We start from the raw sequence: 20,330 nt of genomic DNA, 5'->3' as shown, positions 1-20,330 counted from the left end.
TCGCGGGCCCTGTAGGGCCATGCAGCGGACCTTAACACAAAGAATTTGCTTTAAGCGGCACTCGGTAGCACACTCCGCAAAAGCAAAAAATTAGCTTTTGCGGAGTGTGCCCATGTCCAGTTCTCATTCAAACCGTGCAAGCCTGTGGTTCCTGGCAATCACCCTGCTCGGTTTCCTGGCTGCCTCCACGGCGCCAACGCCCTTGTATCACTTGTATCAGGAGCAGCTGCAGTTTTCTGCCGCCATGCTTACCCTGATTTTCGGCGTGTATGCCCTCAGCCTGCTGGCCGCGCTGCTGACGGTGGGTTCGCTCTCGGATTACCTGGGGCGCAAGCCGGTGATTTTCACGGCTGTCGTGCTCAACAGCGTGGCGATGCTGTTGTTCATTTACGCCGATAGCGTCGCCTGGCTGATCGGTGCCCGGGTGCTGCAAGGTTTCGCCACCGGCATGGCGACCGCCGTGCTCAGTGCCACCTTGCTCGACGTCGATCGCGAGCAGGGTCCGCTGATCAACAGTGTTGCACCGTTGCTCGGCATGGCCATGGGCGGCATGGGTTGCGGCCTGCTGGCGGAGTTTGCGCCCGCGCCCCTGCAGTTGACCTACTGGCTGTTGCTGGCCCTGTTTGTGTTGCAGGCCGTGTATGTCTGGCGTTTGCCAGAGAGCGTATCGCCCCAGGCCGGGGCATGGGCATCGTTGCGCCCGACACTGCATGTCCCCGTGCAAGCGCGCGGGACCCTGTGGCGGGTCTTGCCGCTCAATGTAGCGACTTGGGCGCTCGGCGGTTTTTACGCATCGCTGGCGCCGTCGCTGGTGCGTACGGCCACGGGTTCGACCTCGAACCTGATTGGCGGGGCAACGGTGGCAGCCTTGACCTTGACCGGTGCTGCGATGATTTTCACCCTGCGCAATCAACCCGCCAGCAAGGCGCTGCAACTCGGCACAGGCTTGCTGCCGACCGGGATCGTGCTGATCCTGCTGGGCGTGCACAATGCCAGTTTGCCCCTGTTTTTCCTTGGCACACTCGTCGCCGGCTGCGGCTTCGGTGCGGGATTTCTCGGTGCCGTGCGCAGCCTGGTGCCGCTGGCCTTGCCCCATGAACGGGCCGGATTGATGTCGGCGTTTTATGTGCTCAGTTACCTGGCGTTCTGCCTGCCGTCGTTCCTGGCCGGGAACCTGACGCATACGTTCGGCCTGGTGGCGACTGCCGATGGTTATGGTGCGGGGCTGATCGTCTTGTCCGTCGGCGCGATGTTGATGGCGTGGCGTCAGCGTACGGGGAATGATTGTTTATCTGCAAAATAGATAACAGTTAGAGATATTACCCGTTATATCGATATTCTATCCGGATCTATGATGGGCTCCACCTCACCCGAGGAGAGGAGTTCGCCATGACATGCCCCAACACCATCAAGCCCGGTATCAAGCCGTTCAGTCATTTGCAGCACCCGCGCGAGGTCATTCGCCAGTTCACCCCTAACTGGTTCGCCGCCACCATGGGCACCGGCGTGCTGGCCTTGGCGCTGGCGCAATTGCCCGTTGCCAATCCCGTTCTGCACGTCATTGCCGAAGGGCTTTGGCTGTTCAATATTTTTTTGTTCCTGTTGTTTACCCTGCTGTACGCGGCGCGCTGGGCGCTGTTTTTCGATGAGGCGCGGCGGATTTTTGGCCACTCCACGGTTTCGATGTTTTTCGGCACCATCCCCATGGGCCTGGCGACCATCATCAACGGCTTCCTGGTGTTCGGCTTGCCGCGCTGGGGCGACGGCGTGATTGCCCTGGCCGAGACGTTGTGGTGGCTGGATGTGGCGATGTCGCTGGCGTGCGGCGTACTGATTCCCTACCTGATGTTCACCCGCCAGGAGCACAGCATTGACCAGATGACAGCCGTTTGGCTGTTGCCGGTGGTCGCGGCGGAAGTGGCGGCGGCCAGCGGTGGCCTGTTGGCGCCGCATCTGGTCGATGCCCATTCGCAACTGGTGATGCTGGTGACCAGCTACGTGCTCTGGGCATTTTCCCTGCCGGTGGCGTTCAGCATCCTGACGATTCTGCTGCTGCGCATGGCGCTGCATAAACTGCCCCACGAAAACATGGCCGCTTCGAGCTGGCTGGCGCTCGGGCCGATTGGCACCGGTGCCTTGGGCATGTTGCTGTTGGGCGCCGATGCGCCGGCAATCTTCGCCGCCAACGGTCTGTCGGGCGTCGGTGAAATTGCGGCGGGGCTGGGCCTGGTCGCCGGGATCACGCTGTGGGGCTTTGGCCTGTGGTGGATGCTGATGGCCGTGCTGATCACCCTGCGATATCTGCGCGCGGGTATCCCTTTCAATCTTGGCTGGTGGGGTTTCACCTTTCCGTTGGGCGTCTATTCTCTGGCAACGTTGAAACTGGCCAGCACGCTGCACCTGACGTTTTTCAGTGTTTTCGGGTGTGTGCTGGTGAGCCTGCTGATCGTGATGTGGCTGATCGTCGCCAAGCGTACGGTGCAAGGTGCCTGGCGCGGCGAGCTGTTTGTCTCGCCGTGCATTGCAGGATTGAAGAAATAACCGGCAAAGATTAGGTAATGTGTGGCCTGGATCGACGTGCGACATTCCAATCACTGTATCCACGCCACTCGCTACCCACTCTTAAGCTTCAGGGACACATGGAAGATGAGTCACCCTTCACAGTTCACCTTGCTGCGCACCCGGCGTTTCCTGCCGTTCTTCGTGACCCAGTCCCTCGGGGCGTTCAACGACAACATCTTCAAGCAGTCCTTGATCCTCGCCATCCTGTACAAGCTGTCGATCGAAGGTGACCGTTCGATCTGGGTCAATCTGTGTGCGCTGCTGTTCATCCTGCCGTTTTTCCTGTTCTCGGCGCTGGCCGGGCAGTTCGGCGAGAAGTTCGCCAAGGACGCGCTGATCCGCCTGATCAAGCTTGGAGAAATCGTCATCATGGCGGTGGGCGCGGTGGGCTTCCTGTTCGACCACCTGTCGTTGATGCTGGTGGCGCTGTTCGCCATGGGCACGCACTCGGCGCTGTTCGGGCCGGTGAAGTATTCGATCCTGCCCCAGGCCCTGCATGAAGACGAACTGGTGGGTGGCAACGGCCTGGTGGAAATGGGCACCTTCCTGGCGATCCTGGCCGGGACCATCGGCGCCGGCATCATGATGTCGTCCAGTCACTACGCGCCAATCGTGTCCACCGCGATCATCGCCATCGCTGTCCTCGGCTACCTGGCCAGCCGCGGTATTCCCCGGGCGGCAGCGGCCACGCCGAACATGCGGCTGAACTGGAACATCTTCAGCCAGTCCTGGGCCACGCTGAAACTGGGCCTGGGACAGACCCCGGCGGTGTCGCGGTCGATTGTCGGCAACTCATGGTTCTGGTTTGTCGGTGCGATCTACCTGACGCAGATCCCGGCCTATGCCAAGGAGTGGATGCACGGCGACGAAACCGTGGTGACCTTGATCCTCACGGTGTTCTCGGTCGGTATCGCCGTGGGGTCGATGCTTTGTGAAAAGCTTTCCGGGCGCAAAGTCGAAATCGGCCTGGTGCCGTTCGGCTCATTTGGGCTGACCGTGTTTGGCCTGTTGCTGTGGTGGCATTCCGGCGGGATTCCCGACAGTGCCCTGGGCCATGGCTGGATCGAGATCCTCGGTTTCGGCCACACCTGGCTGGTGTTGCTCGACATCCTCGGCCTCGGGGTTTTCGGCGGTTTCTACATCGTACCGCTGTATGCCCTGATCCAGTCGCGTACTGCCGAGCACGAACGGGCTCGGGTGATCGCCGCCAACAACATTCTCAACGCGCTGTTCATGGTGGTGTCGGCGATTGTCTCGATCATCCTGCTGAGCATGGTCAAGCTGTCGATCCCGCAGTTGTTCCTGGTGGTGTCGTTGCTCAATATCGGGGTCAACGCCTACATCTTCAGGATCGTGCCCGAGTTCACCATGCGTTTCATGATCTGGCTGCTCAGCCATTCCATGTACCGCGTGGAGCATCGCAACCTGGACCTGATTCCCGATGAGGGGGCGGCGTTGCTGGTGTGCAATCACGTGTCGTTCGTCGATGCCTTGCTGATTGGCGGTGCGGTACGCCGGCCGATCCGCTTCGTGATGTACTACAAGATCTATAACCTGCCGGTACTGAATTTCATCTTCCGCACCGCGGGGACCATTCCCATCGCGGGCCGTCAGGAAGACATCCAGATCTACGAAAAGGCCTTCACGCGCATTGCGCAATATCTGAAGAACGGCGAGTTGGTGTGCATCTTTCCCGAGGGCAAATTGACCGCCGATGGCGAGATCGACGAGTTCAAGGGCGGGCTTACGCGCATTCTCGAAGAAACCCCGGTGCCGGTCATTCCCCTGGCATTGCAGGGCTTGTGGGGGAGCTTCTTCAGTCGCGATCCGGGCAAGGGGCTGTTTCGCCGATTGTGGTCGCGGGTGACGTTGGTGGCGGGGCCGGAGGTGGCCGTTGAGGCGGCGCAGCCGGCGAGGCTGCAGGCCATGGTGGGTGAGTTGCGTGGCGCGGTGCGGTAGGTCCGAAGAGGTAGGAGGTCGTCGCGATGGCGACCTCATAGGCGACCCATCGCTCACGGCTATACCCGATCTACTGTGGGAGCTGGCCTGCCGGCGATGGCGCCCGCAAGACCAACACAAGGTCGCCTCGAGTCACCCCGCCATCGTCAAGCGATTCCGCCCCTCGCGCTTGGCGACGTACAGCGCACTGTCGGCCCTGCGTAACAGGCTCTCGGCGGATTCTCCCGGCAGCAGGGTCGAGCAGCCGAGGCTGACCGTCAGCTCGACCGTGCAGCCATCGGCCGGATAATCCTCGGTCTGCGCTGCGCATCGCAGGCGTTCGCCGACCAGGGCCGCCGCTTCCCGGCTGGTGTTGGACAGCAAAATCAGGAACTCTTCGCCGCCGTAGCGAAACACCATGTCGACGTTGCGCAACTGATTCTTGATCGAGGCGGCCACGGCCTTGAGCACGTCATCACCAGCGCCATGCCCATGGGTGTCGTTGATCTGCTTGAAGTGATCGATGTCCAGCATCAACAAGGACAAGGGTTGCATATGCCGTCGTGCCAGCTCGATTTCCCGCTGCAGCGTCTGGTCCATGGCGATGCGATTGCCGGTGTCCGTCAGCGGGTCACGCAACGCACTTTGGGTGGCGGCGCGGTACAGCAAGGCGTTGCGCATCGGGAACAGCAGGGCGGCCAGCAGGGATTCCAGATGGCCCTGTTCCTGCTCACTGAAACGCTGGTTGCGGCGAAAGACCAGTTCGCCCAGGTGCTCGCCTTCGTGGCTCAGGCTGTAGCTGATCGAGTGGTGGCCCCGCAGGCCGAATTCCAGGCGCAAGTCACTGCTCTTGTGCTGATAGCTCAAGGCATCAAGGGGTACCAGTCGTTGGATTTCGCGGTAGAACAGCCCGAGTATGCGTTGCGGCTCAAGGCTGGTTTGCAGCTGCAGGTTCAATTGCTGGCGCAACTGCGCAAGGCTGACGGGCCTCTCCAGAATCGGCGGCTGCTGACCAAAACCCAGGCGTTGCAATTTGGCGCTGTCGAAGTCAATTGCGTTGGTCTGGGAAGGTGGTTTCATATGGCGTGCGCCCTTGAGCAGTAAGGCTGTCTTACAAGCTGGGGGCGAGCAGTCTCAGGCTGCGCGTCATACTGGTCCGTCAGTCCCGTAGGACATTTCGTACAAGCTTAATCTGCTTTATCGCAGATTAGTAATCTGCGATTTGGCATCGCCCCCTCTGCTTTTTCGCAGCTAGTCGGGACAAATTCAGAGCGAAAGTCGTGCCATTTACCGATTTTGATAAAAAAACGTTATGAATCAACAACTTGAATGTTTGTTAAGTTGGCGAAGGACAATGTGCGACGGTTGTTTGACTGAAGTGGCGCTGTCGCTGGAGTGCCGCGTCGGGAAGCCGACGCGGCACAAATGCGACGTACGGTATTACTGGGCGTTGAATGCCTGGCCGTTGATACCGGTGCTGTCCGGGCCCATCAGGTAGAGGTAGACCGGCATGATCTCCTCGGGGGTTGGGTTGTTCAGCGGATTTTCACCCGGATACGCCTGGGCGCGCATGCTGGTGCGGGTGGCCCCCGGGTTGATGCTGTTGGAGCGCACAGGCGCCACGGTGTCGACTTCGTCGGCCAGGGTTTGCATAAGGCCTTCGGTGGCGAATTTCGAGACGCCGTAAGCACCCCAATACGCGCGACCCTTGCGGCCGACGCTGCTGGAAGTGAACACCACCGAGGCATCCTGGGACAGCTTGAGCAGGGGCAGCAGGGTGCTGGTCAACATGAACATGGCGTTGACGTTGACCTGCATGACGCGCATGAAGTTTTCGCCGGACAACTGTTCGATCGGGGTGCGCGGACCGATGATCGACGCGTTGTGCAGCAAACCGTCGAGGTGGCCGAATTCGCCCTCGATCATCGCGGCCAGCTCATCGTATTGATGGGGCAGGGCGGTTTCCAGGTTGAACGGGATCACCGCCGGTTGCGGATGGCCGGCGGCTTCGATCTCGTCGTAGACCTGGGTCAGGTTGGCTTCGGTCTTGCCCAGCAACAGGACGGTGGCGCCATGGGCGGCATAGGTTTTGGCGGCGGCGGCACCAATGCCACGGCCAGCGCCGGTGACCAGGATGACCCGGTCCTTGAGCAGATCGGGGCGGGCGGAATAATCAAACATAAAAACCTCAACCAATCAGAATACGAGCGTCCGTTACGCGGTCCCTTGTAGGAGCTGGCTTGCCAGCGAAGGCGGCCAAAAGATCGATGCAAATTTCAGGGGCCTCTTCGCTGGCAAGCCAGCTCCTACAAAAAAACTTCAGCAGCCACAGAGGGCGCTATCGAGCACCTTGCGCAACTCCAGCGGATGATCGACCACCACATCCGCACCCCAATGCCGCGGATTGTCGTCCGGGTGGATATAACCGAACGTCACGGCGGCCGTCTTCGTGCCGGCATCGCGCCCCGATTCGATATCGCGCAGGTCATCGCCCACGAACAGCACGCTGGCCGGGTCGAGGTCGAGCATCTTGCAGGCGAGGATCAGCGGCTCCGGGTCAGGCTTGCTGTTCTTCACATGATCCGGGCAGATCAGCAGCGCCGAGCGCTCGGCCAGCCCCAGCTGCTGCATGATCGGCTCGGCGAAACGCAGCGGCTTGTTGGTGACCACGCCCCAGATCAGGTTGGCCTTCTCGATGTCGGCCAGCAGTTCGCCCATGCCGTCGAACAGCTTGCTGTGCACCGCGCAACCCACCAGGTAGCGCTCGAGGAACTCCAAGCGCAATGCCTCGAAGCCCGGCGACTCCGGGTCCATGGCGAAGGTCACAGCGACCATTGCCTTGGCACCGCCGGAGATTTCGTCGCGGATGTGCTTGTCGTTGATCGGTGGCAAACCCCGGTCGGCACGCATCGCCTGGCAAATCGCAATGAAGTCCGGCGCGGTGTCGAGCAGGGTGCCGTCCATGTCGAAAAGAACTGCTCTGATACGCATCGGCTTACTCCTCGCGCAGGGTCTGGATCATGTAGTTGACGTCCACGTCGGACGCCAGTTTGTAATGCTTGGTCAACGGGTTGTAGGTCAGGCCGATGATGTCCTTGACGGTCAGGCCGGCCATGCGGCTCCAGGCACCGAGTTCGGAAGGGCGGATGAACTTCTTGAAGTCGTGGGTGCCGCGCGGCAACAGCTTCATGATGTATTCGGCGCCGACGATGGCGAACAGGTACGCCTTGGGGTTGCGGTTGATGGTGGAGAAGAACACCTGGCCGCCCGGCTTGACCATACGGAAACAGGCGCGGATCACCGAGGACGGGTCCGGCACGTGCTCGAGCATTTCCAGGCAGGTGACCACGTCGAACTGTTCCGGCATTTCCTCGGCCAGGGCTTCGGCGGTGATCTGCCGGTATTCGACGTTCACGCCCGATTCCAGCTGATGCAGTTGAGCGACCGCCAGTGGCGCTTCGCCCATGTCGATGCCGGTCACGGTCGCGCCGCGCTGGGCCATGGCTTCACTGAGGATGCCGCCGCCGCAACCGACGTCGAGGACTTTCTTGCCGGCCAGGCTGACGCGTTCGTCAATCCAGTTGACCCGCAGCGGGTTGATGTCGTGCAGCGGTTTGAATTCGCTCTCGCGGTCCCACCAGCGATGGGCCAGGGCTTCGAATTTGGCGATTTCGGCGTAGTCGACGTTGCTCATGGTTTAAGTCCTCTAAAACTTGAAAAATCCTGTAGCCCCGGGGTTGAGTCCGGGGGACTTACGATTCTTTGCGGCCGCTGATGCGCTGGCCCCAGGCCTTGGCGGTGGCGACGAGTTGCTGTTCGTCCATCCGTGTCAGGCGGCGGTCGTCGAGCAGTTGCTTGCCCGCGACCCAAAGGTGTTTCACGCAATCGCGGCCGGATGCATATATAAGCTGCGAAACCGGGTCGTAGACTGGCTGCTGGGCCAGGCTCGAGAGGTCGAAGGCGACGATGTCGGCGGCCTTGCCGACTTCCAGCGAGCCGACCTCGGCTTCGATCCCCAGTGCGCGGGCACCGTTGAGGGTGGCCATGCGCAGGGCGCTGTGGGCGCTGAGAGCCGTGGCCGAGCCCGCGACGGCCTTGGCCAGCAGGGCGGCGGTGCGGGTTTCGCCCAGCAGGTCCAGGTCATTGTTGCTGGCGGCGCCGTCGGTGCCGATGGCGACGTTGACCCCGGCCTGCCACAAGCGCTCCACCGGGCAGAAACCGCTGGCCAGCTTCAGGTTCGACTCGGGGCAGTGAATGACATGGGTGTTGCTTTCTACCAGCAACGCCAGGTCTTCCTCGCTGATCTGGGTCATGTGAACCGCCTGGAAGCGCGGCCCCAGCAAGCCCAGGCGCGCCAGGCGGGCCAGCGGGCGTTCACCGCGCTGTTCGAGCGTTTGCTGCACTTCGAAGGCGGTTTCATGCACATGCATGTGGATCGACGCGTCCAGTTCTTCGGCGATCACCCGGATTTTTTCCAGGTTTTCATCGCCCACGGTGTAGGGTGCATGGGGGCCGAAGGTGATTTTGATGCGTTCGTGATGCTTGAGGTCGCCAAACAGCTCGACGCCCTGGCGGATCGCCTCGTCCGCGGTGCTGGCGCCCGGGATCGGGAAGTCGAGGATCGGAATGGCGATTTGTCCGCGGATGCCGCTGTTATGTACGCGCTCGCTGGCAACCTTCGGGAAGAAATACATGTCAGAGAAACAGGTGATGCCACCCTTGAGTTGCTCGGCGATGGCCAGGTCCGTGCCGTCGCGGACGAAATCCTCGTCGACCCACTTGGCTTCGGCCGGCCAGATATGGTTTTCCAGCCAGGTCATCAGCGGCAGATCGTCGGCCAGGCCACGGAACAGGGTCATTGCCGCATGCCCGTGGGCGTTGATCAGGCCGGGGCTGAGCAGGATGTCCGGCAATTCGCGCACTTCGGTTGCGTTAAGCTGCAGCGCAGCGCTGCGTGGACCGATGAAGGCGATGCGCCCGTCGCGGATGCCCAGGGCATGATCCTTGAGCACGACGCCAGCGGGTTCGACGGGTACCAGCCAGGTCGGCAGCAACAACAGATCGAGCGCAGGGGCAGTGTTCGGCATCGAGGATCGGTTCCAGTGCTTTTGTAAAGGATGGCGAAGTATACCCGAGCGTCTTCGCCGGGGGATCGCTATAATCGGCGGCTTTTGTTTCTGACTGCGGGGTGTTTGATGCGCGATCGACTGTTGGCTGCTGAGAAAGTGAAGGCCATCGATTGGCGTGATGGCACCTTGTACCTGCTGGATCAGCGAGTTTTGCCGTTCGAGGAAACCTGGATCGCCTGCACCAGCGCGGCGGCAGTGGCCGAAGCCATTCGCTCGATGGTAGTGCGCGGCGCGCCGGCCATTGGCATCAGTTCCGCCTATGGCGTTGTGCTGGCGGCGCGCGCCCGGTTTGCCGAGGGCGGGCACTGGCAGGCGGCGCTGGAGGAAGATTTTGCGCTGCTCGCCGATTCCCGTCCGACCGCGGTCAACCTGTTCTGGGCCCTTGGGCGCATGCGCGAGCGTCTGGATCGCCTGAAAAAACACGCAGATCCGCTGTCCGTGCTGGAAGCCGAGGCCCTGGCCATTCATGAAAGCGACCGCGAAGCCAACCTGACCATGGCGCAACTGGGCGTCGACCTGATCCGCAAGCACCAGGGCAACGCCCAGGCGATCATGACCCATTGCAACACCGGCGCACTGGCCACCGGTGGGTTCGGCACGGCGCTGGGGGTCATTCGCGGTGCCTTTATCGAGGGCATGGTCGAGCGCGTGTATGCCAGCGAAACCCGTCCATGGTTGCAAGGCTCCCGACTGACGGCCTGGGAGCTGGCCAACGAAGGCATTCCGGTGACCCTGCATGCCGACTCCGCCGCGGCGCATATCATGAAGATAAAGGGCGTCACCTGGGTCGTCGTCGGCGCAGATCGAATCACCGCCAATGGCGACGTGGCCAACAAGATCGGCACCTATCAGATGGCGGTCAATGCCATGCACCACGGCGTGCGCTTCATGGTGGTGGCGCCGAGTTCGACCATCGACATGAACCTGGCCAGTGGCGACGACATCGTGCTCGAGGAGCGCGATGGGCGCGAGCTGCTGGAGGTGGGTGGCCAGCGGCTCGGCGCCGATGTCGATGCGTTCAACCCGGTGTTCGACGTAACCCCGGCGGACCTGATCGATGCGATCGTCACCGAAAAAGGCATCGTCGAGCGGCCGGATACGGCGAAAATGACCCAGTTGATGTGCCGCAAGCGCCTCCATTGATTGCCGTGGCGTTTGAAAGGACGCCATCGCCAGCAGGCTGGCTCCCACAGGGTTTGTGATCGACACAGATCCCTGTAGGAGCGGGCTTGCCCGCGAAGAGGCCCTGAAAGACAGTGAATCAGCCTGAATCAACCCCCCAATTCAGCATTCAACTCGGCTCTAAGCCTCTCTGATCCCCTTCAAGCCTGTCATCGGTCAACTAACTATGCTCCATGCGCATCAGGGGGATAGGTGCGTGGCGGCTCTTGTGATAACATCCGGCGGTTTCCAAGGTTGTCCTGCGGGGCGACCTTTACTGCGCAGATCCATGGCATAACTCGTTGATTTGTCGTAAGTCGGTGCACGGCACTCAGCCTGCAGCGGCGAGCTTCGTTCGTCCCATATGGATGTGACGAAGTTTCACCAGAAAAAGGAATCAGGCTTCTCATGGGCGAACTGGCCAAAGAAATCCTCCCGGTCAATATCGAAGACGAGCTGAAGCAGTCCTATCTCGACTACGCGATGAGCGTAATTGTCGGGCGGGCACTGCCGGATGCGCGCGATGGCTTGAAGCCCGTGCACCGGCGCGTGCTGTTCGCGATGAGCGAGCTGGGCAACGACTTCAACAAGCCGTACAAGAAATCTGCCCGTGTTGTCGGTGACGTGATCGGTAAGTATCACCCGCACGGTGATACCGCGGTGTACGACACCATCGTTCGGATGGCGCAGCCATTCTCCCTGCGCTACCTGCTGGTAGACGGCCAGGGCAACTTCGGTTCGGTGGACGGCGACAACGCCGCGGCCATGCGATACACCGAAGTGCGCATGACCAAGCTGGCGCACGAGCTGCTGGCCGACCTGCATAAGGAAACCGTGGACTGGGTGCCGAACTACGACGGCACCGAAATGATCCCGGCGGTCATGCCGACCCGTATTCCCAACCTGCTGGTCAACGGCTCCAGCGGTATCGCCGTGGGCATGGCGACCAACATTCCGCCGCACAACCTCGGTGAAGTCATCGACGGTTGCCTGGCGCTCATCGACAACCCCGAGCTGACCGTCGACGAGCTGATGCAATACATCCCGGGTCCGGACTTCCCGACCGCCGCGATCATCAACGGTCGCGCCGGCATCATCGAAGCCTACCGCACCGGTCGCGGCCGCATCTACATGCGCGCCCGCTCGATGATCGAAGACATCGACAAGGTCGGTGGCCGCCAGCAGATCGTCATCACCGAACTGCCTTACCAGCTGAACAAGGCTCGCCTGATCGAGAAGATCGCCGAGCTGGTAAAAGAGAAGAAGCTCGAAGGCATCACCGAACTGCGCGACGAGTCCGACAAGGACGGCATGCGCGTCGTGATCGAGCTGCGTCGTGGCGAAGTGCCTGAGGTGATCCTCAACAACCTCTACGCCCAGACCCAGCTGCAAGCGGTATTCGGCATCAACATCGTTGCGCTGATCGACGGCCGTCCACGCATCCTGAACCTCAAGGACCTGCTGGAAGCCTTCGTTCGTCACCGTCGCGAAGTCGTTACCCGCCGTACCGTGTTCGAACTGCGCAAGGCGCGCGAACGTGGTCACATCCTGGAAGGTCAAGCGGTTGCCCTGTCGAACATCGACCCGGTCATCGCCCTGATCAAGGCCTCGCCAACCCCGTCGGAAGCCAAGGAAGCGCTGGTCAGCACCCCTTGGGAGTCCTCCGCCGTTGTGGCGATGGTGGAACGTGCCGGCGCCGATTCGTGCCGTCCGGAAAATCTCGATCCGCAATACGGCCTGCGCGACGGCAAGTACTTCCTGTCGCCAGAGCAGGCGCAAGCCATCCTGGAATTGCGTCTGCACCGCCTGACCGGCCTGGAACACGAAAAACTGCTGGCCGAGTATCAAGAGATCCTCAACCAGATCGGCGAGCTGATCCGCATCCTCAACAGCGCCACGCGCCTGATGGAAGTGATCCGCGAAGAGCTGGAAGTGATCCGTGCCGAATACGGCGACGTACGTCGCACCGAGATCCTCGATGCCCGTCTCGACCTGACCCTGGGCGACATGATCCCGGAAGAAGATCGCGTCGTGACCATTTCCCACGGTGGCTACGCCAAGACCCAGCCATTGGCTGCGTACCAGGCCCAGCGTCGTGGCGGTAAAGGCAAGTCGGCCACCGGCGTCAAGGATGAGGACTACATCGCTCACCTGTTGGTGGCTAACAGCCACACCACGCTGCTGCTGTTCTCCAGCAAGGGCAAGGTGTACTGGCTGAAAACCTACGAAATCCCGGAAGCGTCCCGCGCCGCCCGTGGTCGTCCGCTGGTCAACCTGCTGCCGCTGGATGACGGTGAATACATCACCACCATGCTGCCGGTCGAGGAATACACCGAGGGTCACTTCATCTTCATGGCCACCGCCAACGGCACCGTGAAGAAGACCCCGCTGGAATCCTTCAGCCGTCAACGCAGCGTCGGCCTGATCGCGCTGGAGCTGGACGAAGGCGACGTGCTGATCTCCGCGGCCATCACCGATGGCGAACGCGAAGTCATGCTGTTCTCCGACGGCGGCAAGGTCACTCGCTTCAAGGAATCCGACGTTCGCGCCATGGGCCGTACCGCCCGCGGTGTACGCGGCATGCGCCTGCCGGAAGGGCAGAAGCTGATTTCCATGCTGATCCCGGAAGAAGGCAGCCAGATCCTCACCGCTTCGGCGCGTGGTTACGGCAAGCGCACTGCGATCACCGAGTTCCCTGAGTACAAGCGTGGCGGCCAGGGCGTGATCGCCATGGTCAGCAACGATCGTAACGGCCGTCTGGTCGGTGCGGTCCAGGTGCTCGATGGCGAGGAGATCATGCTGATTTCCGACCAGGGCACCCTGGTACGTACCCGTGTCGACGAAGTGTCCAGCCTGGGTCGTAACACCCAGGGCGTGACCCTGATCAAGCTGGCCAGCGATGAAACGCTGGTCGGTCTGGAGCGGGTCCAGGAGCCATCGGAAGTCGAAGGTGAAGAGCTGGAAGGTGAAGAAGGTGCCGGGTTCGAGGGCAATGTCGTGATCGACGACATCGTCGAGGACCAGCAACTCGACGCCGCCGCTGACGAAGAACCACAGGAATAAGCGGGTAAGCAGGGGGCGGATGAAAATTCGCCCCCTTGTTGTTTGTCCTGTATGAAAAAAATCGACACCCACGACGATCAAATGTGGGAGCGGGCTTGCTCGCGAAGACGGACTGACATCCAATAAAGATGTCGCCAGTCCAATCGCTTTCGCGAGCAAGCCCGCTCCCACATTAGATTGGTGTCGGCTGATGATTTATTGCGTGATACCACCAAATCAGAGCGAGATTGGATGTGAGCAAGAGAGCCTATAACTTCTGTGCCGGTCCTGCGGCGCTTCCCGAAGCTGTCCTGCAGCGCGCCCAGGGTGAACTTCTCGACTGGCACGGCAAGGGTCTGTCGGTCATGGAAATGAGCCATCGCAGCGATGAGTTCGTGTCCATCGCCACCAAGGCCGAGCAGGATCTGCGTGATCTGCTGAATATCCCCTCGAACTATAAAGTGCTGTTCCTGCAAGGTGGCGCCAGCCAGCAATTTGCCCAGATTCCCCTGAACCTGCTGCCGGAAAATGGCTCCGCCGACTATATCGACACCGGTATCTGGTCGCAGAAAGCCATCGAAGAAGCGTCGCGCTTCGGCCACGTCAATGTTGCCGCCACCGCCAAGCCGTACGACTACTTCGCCATTCCTGGCCAGAACGAATGGAAGCTGTCGAAAGACGCGGCCTACGTGCACTACGCACCGAACGAAACCATCGGCGGCCTGGAATTCCAGTGGATTCCCGATACCGGTGACGTTCCGTTGGTCGCTGACATGTCCTCGGACATCCTCTCGCGTCCGGTGGATGTCTCGCGCTTCGGCATGATCTACGCCGGTGCCCAGAAGAACATCGGCCCGAGCGGCATCGTGGTCAACATCGTGCGTGAAGACCTGCTGGGTCGCGCCCGTTCCCAGTGCCCGACCATGCTCGACTACAAGGTCGCGGCCGACAACGGCTCGATGTACAACACCCCGCCGACCCTGGCCTGGTACCTGTCGGGCCTGGTGTTCGAGTGGCTCAAGGAGCAGGGCGGTGTCGAAGCCATCGGCAAGCTCAATGACGTCAAGCAGCGCACGCTGTACGACTTCATCGACGCCAGCGGCCTCTACAGCAACCCGATCAACAAGTCGGACCGCTCGTGGATGAACGTGCCGTTCCGCCTGGCCGATGACCGTCTGGACAAGCCGTTCCTGGCCGGTGCCGACGAGCGTGGCCTGCTGAACCTCAAGGGCCACCGTTCCGTGGGCGGCATGCGCGCCTCCATCTATAACGCCGTCGACATCAACGCGGTCAACGCGCTGGTGGCGTACATGGCAGAGTTCGAGAAGGAACACGGCTAATGTCTGAGCAAGAACTCAAGGCACTGCGCGTTCGCATTGATGCTCTGGACACTAAAGTCCTTGAGCTGATCAGTGAGCGTGCGCGTTGCGCCCAGGAAGTCGCGCGAGTAAAGATGGCCTCGCTGGCCGAAGGCGAAGTGCCGGTGTTCTATCGTCCCGAGCGCGAAGCTCAAGTGCTCAAGCGTGTGATGGAGCGCAACCAGGGGCCGCTGGGCAACGAAGAAATGGCGCGGCTGTTCCGCGAAATCATGTCCTCGTGCCTGGCTCTCGAGCAGCCGTTGAAAGTGGCGTACCTCGGTCCTGAAGGCACCTTCACCCAGGCTGCGGCCATGAAGCACTTCGGCCACGCCGTGATCAGCAAGCCGATGGCGGCCATCGACGAAGTGTTCCGCGAAGTGGCGGCCGGTGCGGTGAACTTTGGCGTGGTCCCGGTGGAAAACTCCACCGAAGGCGCGGTCAACCACACCCTCGACAGCTTCCTCGAGCACGACATGGTGATCTGTGGCGAAGTCGAGCTGCGGATTCACCATCACCTGTTGGTCGGTGAAAACACCAAGACCGACAGCATCAGCCGCATCTACTCCCACGCCCAGTCCCTGGCCCAGTGCCGCAAGTGGCTGGACGCCCATTACCCGAATGTCGAGCGCGTGGCGGTGTCCAGCAACGCCGAAGCGGCCAAGCGGGTCAAGGGTGAGTGGAACTCGGCGGCGATCGCCGGCGACATGGCGGCCGGCCTCTACGGGCTGACCCGCCTGGCCGAGAAAATCGAGGACCGTCCGGACAACTCCACGCGCTTCCTCATGATCGGTAACCAGGAAGTGCCGCCGACCGGCGACGACAAAACGTCGATCATCGTCTCGATGAGCAACAAGCCGGGCGCGCTTCACGAATTGCTGGTGCCGTTCCACGATAACGGCATCGACCTGACGCGAATCGAGACCCGTCCGTCGCGCAGCGGTAAATGGACCTACGTGTTCTTCATCGATTTCGTCGGCCACCACCGCGATCCGCTGGTAAAAGGTGTGCTGGAAAAGATCAGCCAGGAAGCAGTAGCACTCAAAGTGCTGGGTTCCTACCCGAAAGCAGTTCTCTAAGGGGTGGTAGCAAATGAGTGGCAATTTCCTCGCTCTGGCACAGCCGGGCGTGCAACAACTTTCGCCATACGTTCCGGGCAAGCCCGTGGACGAACTGGCGCGTGAGCTGGATCTCGATCCGGCCAGCATCGTCAAGCTGGCCAGCAACGAAAACCCGCTGGGCGCGAGCCCCAAGGCCCTGGCGGCCATCCGTGAAGAGTTGGCTGAACTGACCCGTTATCCGGATGGCAACGGTTTTGCGCTCAAGACCCTGCTGGCCGAGCAGTGCCGTGTTGAACTTAACCAGGTGACGCTGGGCAATGGCTCCAACGACATCCTTGAGTTGGTCGCTCGCGCCTACCTGGCGCCGGGCCTGAATGCGGTGTTCAGCGAGCATGCGTTTGCGGTCTACCCGATCGTGACCCAGGCCGTCGGCGCCCATGCCAAAGTGATTCCGGCCAAGGACTGGGGTCATGACCTGCCGGCGATGCTGGCGGCCATCGACGCCAATACCCGCGTGGTCTTCATCGCCAACCCGAACAACCCGACCGGGACCTGGTTCGATACCGAGGCGCTGGACGAATTCCTCCAGGACGTGCCAGAGCACGTGCTCGTGGTGCTGGACGAGGCCTACATCGAATACGCCGAAGGCAGCGACCTGCCGGACGGCCTGGACTTCCTCGCGGCTTACCCGAACCTGCTGGTGTCGCGCACATTCTCCAAGGCCTACGGCCTGGCGGCGTTGCGCGTAGGTTATGGCTTGTCTACCGCCGTGGTCGCCGATGTGCTGAACCGCGTGCGCCAGCCGTTCAACGTCAACAGCCTGGCCTTGGCCGCTGCCTGCGCTGCGCTTCAGGACGCCGAATACCTGGCTGAAAGCCGTCGCCTGAACGAGTCGGGCATGCAGCAACTGGAAGCGGGTTTCCGTGATCTGGGGCTGGGCTGGATTCCATCCAAAGGCAACTTCATCTGCGTTGACCTCGGTCAGGTGGCGGCCCCGGTGTTCCAGGGGCTGCTGCGCGAAGGCGTGATCGTGCGTCCGGTGGCCAACTACGGCATGCCGAACCACTTGCGCATCACCATTGGCCTGCCGGCGGAAAACAGCCGCTTCCTCGAGGCGCTGGCCAAGGTTCTGGCCCGTGGTTGATGTCACTGCACTGCAATGTGCTGAGCCCATGATCGGACGCCTGGTGGTGGTTGGTCTGGGGTTGATCGGCGGTTCGTTTGCCAAGGGTTTGCGCGAAAGTGGCCTGTGCCGCGAAGTGGTCGGGGTCGATCTCGACCCGCAGTCGCGCAAACTCGCGGTTGAGCTGGGTGTGGTGGATCGCTGCGAAGATGACCTGGCGGTTGCTTGCCAGGGCGCCGACGTGATCCAGTTGGCCGTGCCGATCCTTGCCATGGAAAAAATGCTCGGCCGTCTGGCGGGCATGGATCTGGGGCAAGCGATCCTGACTGACGTCGGCAGCGCCAAGGGCAATGTCGTGCGCGCGGCGAGCGAGGCCTTCGGCGGCATGCCGGCGCGTTTCGTGCCGGGCCACCCGATCGCCGGTTCCGAGCAGAGCGGGGTGGAAGCCTCGAATGCCGAACTGTTCCGTCGCCATAAAGTGATCCTGACACCGCTGGAGCAGACCGATCCGCAGGCCCTGGCCGTGGTCGATCGTCTGTGGCGCGAGTTGGGCGCCGATGTCGAGCATATGCAGGTCGAACGCCACGACGAAGTGTTGGCGGCCACCAGTCATCTGCCGCACTTGCTGGCATTCGGCCTGGTCGACTCGCTGGCCAAGCGCAATGAAAACCTTGAGATCTTCCGTTACGCTGCGGGCGGTTTCCGCGATTTCACAAGAATCGCCGGAAGCGACCCGGTCATGTGGCATGACATCTTCCTCGCCAACCGCGAAGCTGTCCTGCGCACACTCGATACATTTCGCAGCGACCTCGACGCCTTGCGCGACGCGGTCGATGCAGGGGATGGGCACCAATTATTGGGCGTTTTCACTCGCGCCCGGGTTGCCCGCGAGCATTTCAGTAAAATCCTGGCCCGTCGGGCCTATGTGGACGCTATGAATTCCAACGATCTGATTTTCCTGGCTCAACCTGGTGGCCGCCTGTCCGGTCGGATTCGCGTACCAGGTGACAAGTCGATTTCCCACCGTTCGATCATGCTGGGCTCCCTGGCCGAAGGCGTGACCGAAGTCGAAGGCTTCCTCGAGGGCGAAGACGCCCTGGCGACCCTGCAGGCGTTCCGCGACATGGGCGTGGTCATCGAAGGCCCACACCATGGTCGTGTGACCATTCACGGTGTCGGCCTGCATGGCCTCAAGCCAGCACCGGGACCGATCTACCTGGGCAACTCCGGTACCTCGATGCGCCTGTTGTCCGGCCTGCTGGCGGCACAGGACTTCGACAGCACCCTGACCGGCGACGCTTCGCTGTCCAAGCGCCCGATGAATCGCGTGGCCAACCCGCTGCGTGAAATGGGCGCCGTAATCGAGACCGCCGCTGAAGGCCGTCCGCCGATGACCATTCGTGGTGGGAACAAGCTCAAGGGCCTGACCTACACCATGCCAATGGCCAGTGCCCAGGTTAAATCCTGCCTGCTGCTGGCGGGTCTGTACGCCGAAGGCAAGACCACCGTCACCGAGCCTGCACCGACTCGCGACCACACCGAGCGCATGCTGCGCGGCTTCGGCTACCCGGTCAGCGTCAACGGTGCCACCGCTTCGGTCGAGTCCGGCCACAAGCTGACCGCGACCCACATCGAAGTGCCGGGCGACATCTCGTCGTCGGCGTTCTTCCTGGTGGCCGCGTCGATCGCCGAGGGTTCGGAGCTGGTACTGGAGCACGTCGGCATCAACCCGACCCGCACCGGCGTGATCGACATCCTGCGCCTGATGGGCGCCGACATTACCCTGGAAAACCAGCGTGAAGTCGGCGGCGAGCCAGTGGCGGACCTGCGCGTGCGAGCAGCTAAACTCAAGGGTATCGAGATTCCCGAGGCGCTGGTTCCGTTGGCGATCGACGAATTCCCGGTGCTGTTCGTCGCTGCGGCCTGCGCCGAAGGGCGCACCGTGCTGCGCGGCGCCGAAGAGCTGCGGGTCAAGGAGTCGGACCGGATCCAGGTCATGGCCGATGGCTTGCTGGCGCTGGGCGTCAAGTGTGAACCGACCCCGGATGGCATCATCATCGATGGCGGTTCGATCGGTGGTGGTGAAGTCCATGGTCACGGCGACCACCGGATTGCCATGGCCTTCAGCGTTGCCTCGCTGCGCGCCACGGCGCCGATCCGCATCCACGACTGCGCCAACGTGGCGACCTCGTTCCCCAACTTCCTGGCGCTGTGCGCGCAGGTCGGTATCCGCGTTGCGCAAGAGGCCCAGTCGTGAAGAGCATTGCACCGGTCATCACCATCGATGGGCCAAGCGGCTCGGGCAAAGGCACCATAGCCGGGATCCTGGCCAGGCGCCTGGGCTGGAACCTGCTGGATTCCGGTGCGCTGTACCGCCTGCTGGCATTCGCTGCGCATAACCACGGCGTCGACCTGACCAATGAAGAGTTGCTGAAAAAACTCGCCGCTCATCTGGATGTGCAATTCATCGCGGCGACCGAAGGTCAGCTGCAGCGCATCATCCTGGAAGGTGACGAAGTCAGTGATGTGATCCGTACCGAAAGCGTCGGTTCGGGTGCCTCCCAGGTGGCTGCATTGCCCGCGGTGCGCGAGGCGCTGCTGCAGCGCCAGCGCGCTTTCCAGGAAACGCCGGGCCTGGTGGCCGATGGTCGCGACATGGGTACCGTGGTATTTCCGGATGCGCCGCTGAAGATTTTCCTGACCGCCAGCGCCGAGGAAAGGGCGCGCCGTCGATATTTGCAGTTGAAGGGCAAAGTCGAGGGTGTTAGTCTGTCGAGTCTGCTAGATGAGATACGTGCACGCGATGAGCGTGACACCCAGCGAGCGGTAGCCCCGCTCAAGCCGGCGGCTGACGCCATACAGCTGGATTCCACGGAATTGTCCATCGACCAGGTGCTGGAACGCATCATGAGCGAGATCGCCATTCGCGATATCGCCGGGTGACCAAGAAGGCCGCAGG

General features: G+C 61.7%; 15 protein-coding genes. 10 read left to right on the top strand and 5 right to left on the bottom strand.

The annotated features are described in order from the left end of the window. Positions 1-112: 112 nt before the first annotated feature. From ACM6I6_RS12935 to ACM6I6_RS12925, 3 genes are all read left to right on the top strand, one after another. Positions 113-1,303 (top strand): MFS transporter, encoded by a 1,191-nt coding sequence (locus ACM6I6_RS12935; protein ID WP_414919992.1) that lies wholly within the window; start codon positions 113-115, stop codon positions 1,301-1,303. An 86-nt stretch (positions 1,304-1,389) separates the two neighbouring features. Next, positions 1,390-2,541: a TDT family transporter gene (locus ACM6I6_RS12930; RefSeq protein ID WP_323627809.1), complete on the top strand. Its 1,152-nt coding sequence runs from the start codon at positions 1,390-1,392 to the stop codon at positions 2,539-2,541. A 105-nt stretch (positions 2,542-2,646) separates the two neighbouring features. After that, entirely contained in the window at positions 2,647-4,521 is a 1,875-nt protein-coding gene (locus tag ACM6I6_RS12925; RefSeq protein ID WP_414919991.1) for an MFS transporter, read from the top strand. Positions 4,522-4,653: 132 nt separating this feature from the next. Here ACM6I6_RS12925 and ACM6I6_RS12920 read toward each other — a convergent pair whose 3' ends face one another. From ACM6I6_RS12920 to ACM6I6_RS12900, 5 genes are all read right to left on the bottom strand, one after another. Further along, the gene (locus tag ACM6I6_RS12920) at positions 4,654-5,580 is read right to left on the bottom strand and encodes a GGDEF domain-containing protein (RefSeq protein ID WP_274074936.1); all 927 of its coding nucleotides are present in this window, start codon (positions 5,578-5,580) and stop codon (positions 4,654-4,656) included. A gap of 360 nt (positions 5,581-5,940) precedes the next feature. Further along, positions 5,941-6,681, bottom strand: a complete 741-nt coding sequence (locus tag ACM6I6_RS12915) for a YciK family oxidoreductase (protein WP_414919990.1) — start codon at positions 6,679-6,681, stop codon at positions 5,941-5,943. A gap of 138 nt (positions 6,682-6,819) precedes the next feature. Then, positions 6,820-7,491: an N-acetylmuramic acid 6-phosphate phosphatase MupP gene (mupP, locus tag ACM6I6_RS12910; protein ID WP_323608465.1), complete on the bottom strand. Its 672-nt coding sequence runs from the start codon at positions 7,489-7,491 to the stop codon at positions 6,820-6,822. A gap of 4 nt (positions 7,492-7,495) precedes the next feature. Next, positions 7,496-8,194 (bottom strand): bifunctional 2-polyprenyl-6-hydroxyphenol methylase/3-demethylubiquinol 3-O-methyltransferase UbiG, encoded by a 699-nt coding sequence (gene ubiG, locus ACM6I6_RS12905; protein ID WP_274074939.1) that lies wholly within the window; start codon positions 8,192-8,194, stop codon positions 7,496-7,498. A 58-nt stretch (positions 8,195-8,252) separates the two neighbouring features. Beyond that, on the bottom strand, positions 8,253-9,587 hold the full coding sequence (locus ACM6I6_RS12900; RefSeq protein ID WP_408600116.1) for a TRZ/ATZ family hydrolase: 1,335 nt from the start codon (positions 9,585-9,587) through the stop codon (positions 8,253-8,255). A 108-nt stretch (positions 9,588-9,695) separates the two neighbouring features. Between ACM6I6_RS12900 and mtnA the strand changes: the two genes are divergently transcribed. From mtnA to cmk, 7 genes are all read left to right on the top strand, one after another. Then, entirely contained in the window at positions 9,696-10,772 is a 1,077-nt protein-coding gene (mtnA, locus tag ACM6I6_RS12895; protein WP_274074941.1) for an S-methyl-5-thioribose-1-phosphate isomerase, read from the top strand. A 426-nt stretch (positions 10,773-11,198) separates the two neighbouring features. After that, positions 11,199-13,853: a DNA gyrase subunit A gene (gene gyrA / locus ACM6I6_RS12890; RefSeq protein WP_274074942.1), complete on the top strand. Its 2,655-nt coding sequence runs from the start codon at positions 11,199-11,201 to the stop codon at positions 13,851-13,853. A 233-nt stretch (positions 13,854-14,086) separates the two neighbouring features. Beyond that, on the top strand, positions 14,087-15,172 hold the full coding sequence (serC, locus tag ACM6I6_RS12885; RefSeq protein WP_414919989.1) for a 3-phosphoserine/phosphohydroxythreonine transaminase: 1,086 nt from the start codon (positions 14,087-14,089) through the stop codon (positions 15,170-15,172). Next, the gene (pheA, locus tag ACM6I6_RS12880) at positions 15,172-16,266 is read left to right on the top strand and encodes a prephenate dehydratase (RefSeq protein ID WP_027620100.1); all 1,095 of its coding nucleotides are present in this window, start codon (positions 15,172-15,174) and stop codon (positions 16,264-16,266) included. The genes serC and pheA overlap by 1 nt, the downstream gene beginning before the upstream one ends. Before the next feature lie 13 nt (positions 16,267-16,279). After that, complete coding sequence (gene hisC, locus ACM6I6_RS12875) at positions 16,280-17,392, top strand: histidinol-phosphate transaminase (RefSeq protein ID WP_414919988.1); 1,113 nt, start codon at positions 16,280-16,282, stop codon at positions 17,390-17,392. Between the two features lie 28 nt (positions 17,393-17,420). Next, on the top strand, positions 17,421-19,628 hold the full coding sequence (locus ACM6I6_RS12870) for a bifunctional prephenate dehydrogenase/3-phosphoshikimate 1-carboxyvinyltransferase (RefSeq protein WP_406591375.1): 2,208 nt from the start codon (positions 17,421-17,423) through the stop codon (positions 19,626-19,628). Next, a complete protein-coding gene (cmk, locus tag ACM6I6_RS12865; RefSeq protein ID WP_323627801.1) occupies positions 19,625-20,314 on the top strand; it encodes a (d)CMP kinase in 690 nt (229 codons plus the stop codon). The genes ACM6I6_RS12870 and cmk overlap by 4 nt, the downstream gene beginning before the upstream one ends. Positions 20,315-20,330: the final 16 nt, after the last annotated feature.

It is taken from the genome of Pseudomonas sp. IT-P218 (assembly GCF_949767605.1).
Lineage (GTDB): Bacteria > Pseudomonadota > Gammaproteobacteria > Pseudomonadales > Pseudomonadaceae > Aquipseudomonas > Aquipseudomonas putida_AE.
The sequence above is the reverse complement of the archived record's forward strand: the minus strand, read 5'-3'. Positions and strand labels throughout refer to the sequence as shown.

Bases quoted from the DNA above. Each gene is read 5' to 3' on its own strand.
- ACM6I6_RS12935 (WP_414919992.1), top strand. From the start codon at position 113: ATGTCCAGTTCTCATTCAAACCGTGCAAGCCTGTGGTTCCTGGCAATC.
- ACM6I6_RS12930 (WP_323627809.1), top strand. From the start codon at position 1,390: ATGACATGCCCCAACACCATCAAGCCCGGTATCAAGCCGTTCAGTCAT.
- ACM6I6_RS12925 (WP_414919991.1), top strand. From the start codon at position 2,647: ATGAGTCACCCTTCACAGTTCACCTTGCTGCGCACCCGGCGTTTCCTG.
- ACM6I6_RS12920 (WP_274074936.1), bottom strand. From the start codon at position 5,580: ATGAAACCACCTTCCCAGACCAACGCAATTGACTTCGACAGCGCCAAA.
- ACM6I6_RS12915 (WP_414919990.1), bottom strand. From the start codon at position 6,681: ATGTTTGATTATTCCGCCCGCCCCGATCTGCTCAAGGACCGGGTCATC.
- mupP (WP_323608465.1), bottom strand. From the start codon at position 7,491: ATGCGTATCAGAGCAGTTCTTTTCGACATGGACGGCACCCTGCTCGAC.
- ubiG (WP_274074939.1), bottom strand. From the start codon at position 8,194: ATGAGCAACGTCGACTACGCCGAAATCGCCAAATTCGAAGCCCTGGCC.
- ACM6I6_RS12900 (WP_408600116.1), bottom strand. From the start codon at position 9,587: ATGCCGAACACTGCCCCTGCGCTCGATCTGTTGTTGCTGCCGACCTGG.
- mtnA (WP_274074941.1), top strand. From the start codon at position 9,696: ATGCGCGATCGACTGTTGGCTGCTGAGAAAGTGAAGGCCATCGATTGG.
- gyrA (WP_274074942.1), top strand. From the start codon at position 11,199: ATGGGCGAACTGGCCAAAGAAATCCTCCCGGTCAATATCGAAGACGAG.
- pheA (WP_027620100.1), top strand. From the start codon at position 15,172: ATGTCTGAGCAAGAACTCAAGGCACTGCGCGTTCGCATTGATGCTCTG.
- hisC (WP_414919988.1), top strand. From the start codon at position 16,280: ATGAGTGGCAATTTCCTCGCTCTGGCACAGCCGGGCGTGCAACAACTT.
- ACM6I6_RS12870 (WP_406591375.1), top strand. From the start codon at position 17,421: ATGATCGGACGCCTGGTGGTGGTTGGTCTGGGGTTGATCGGCGGTTCG.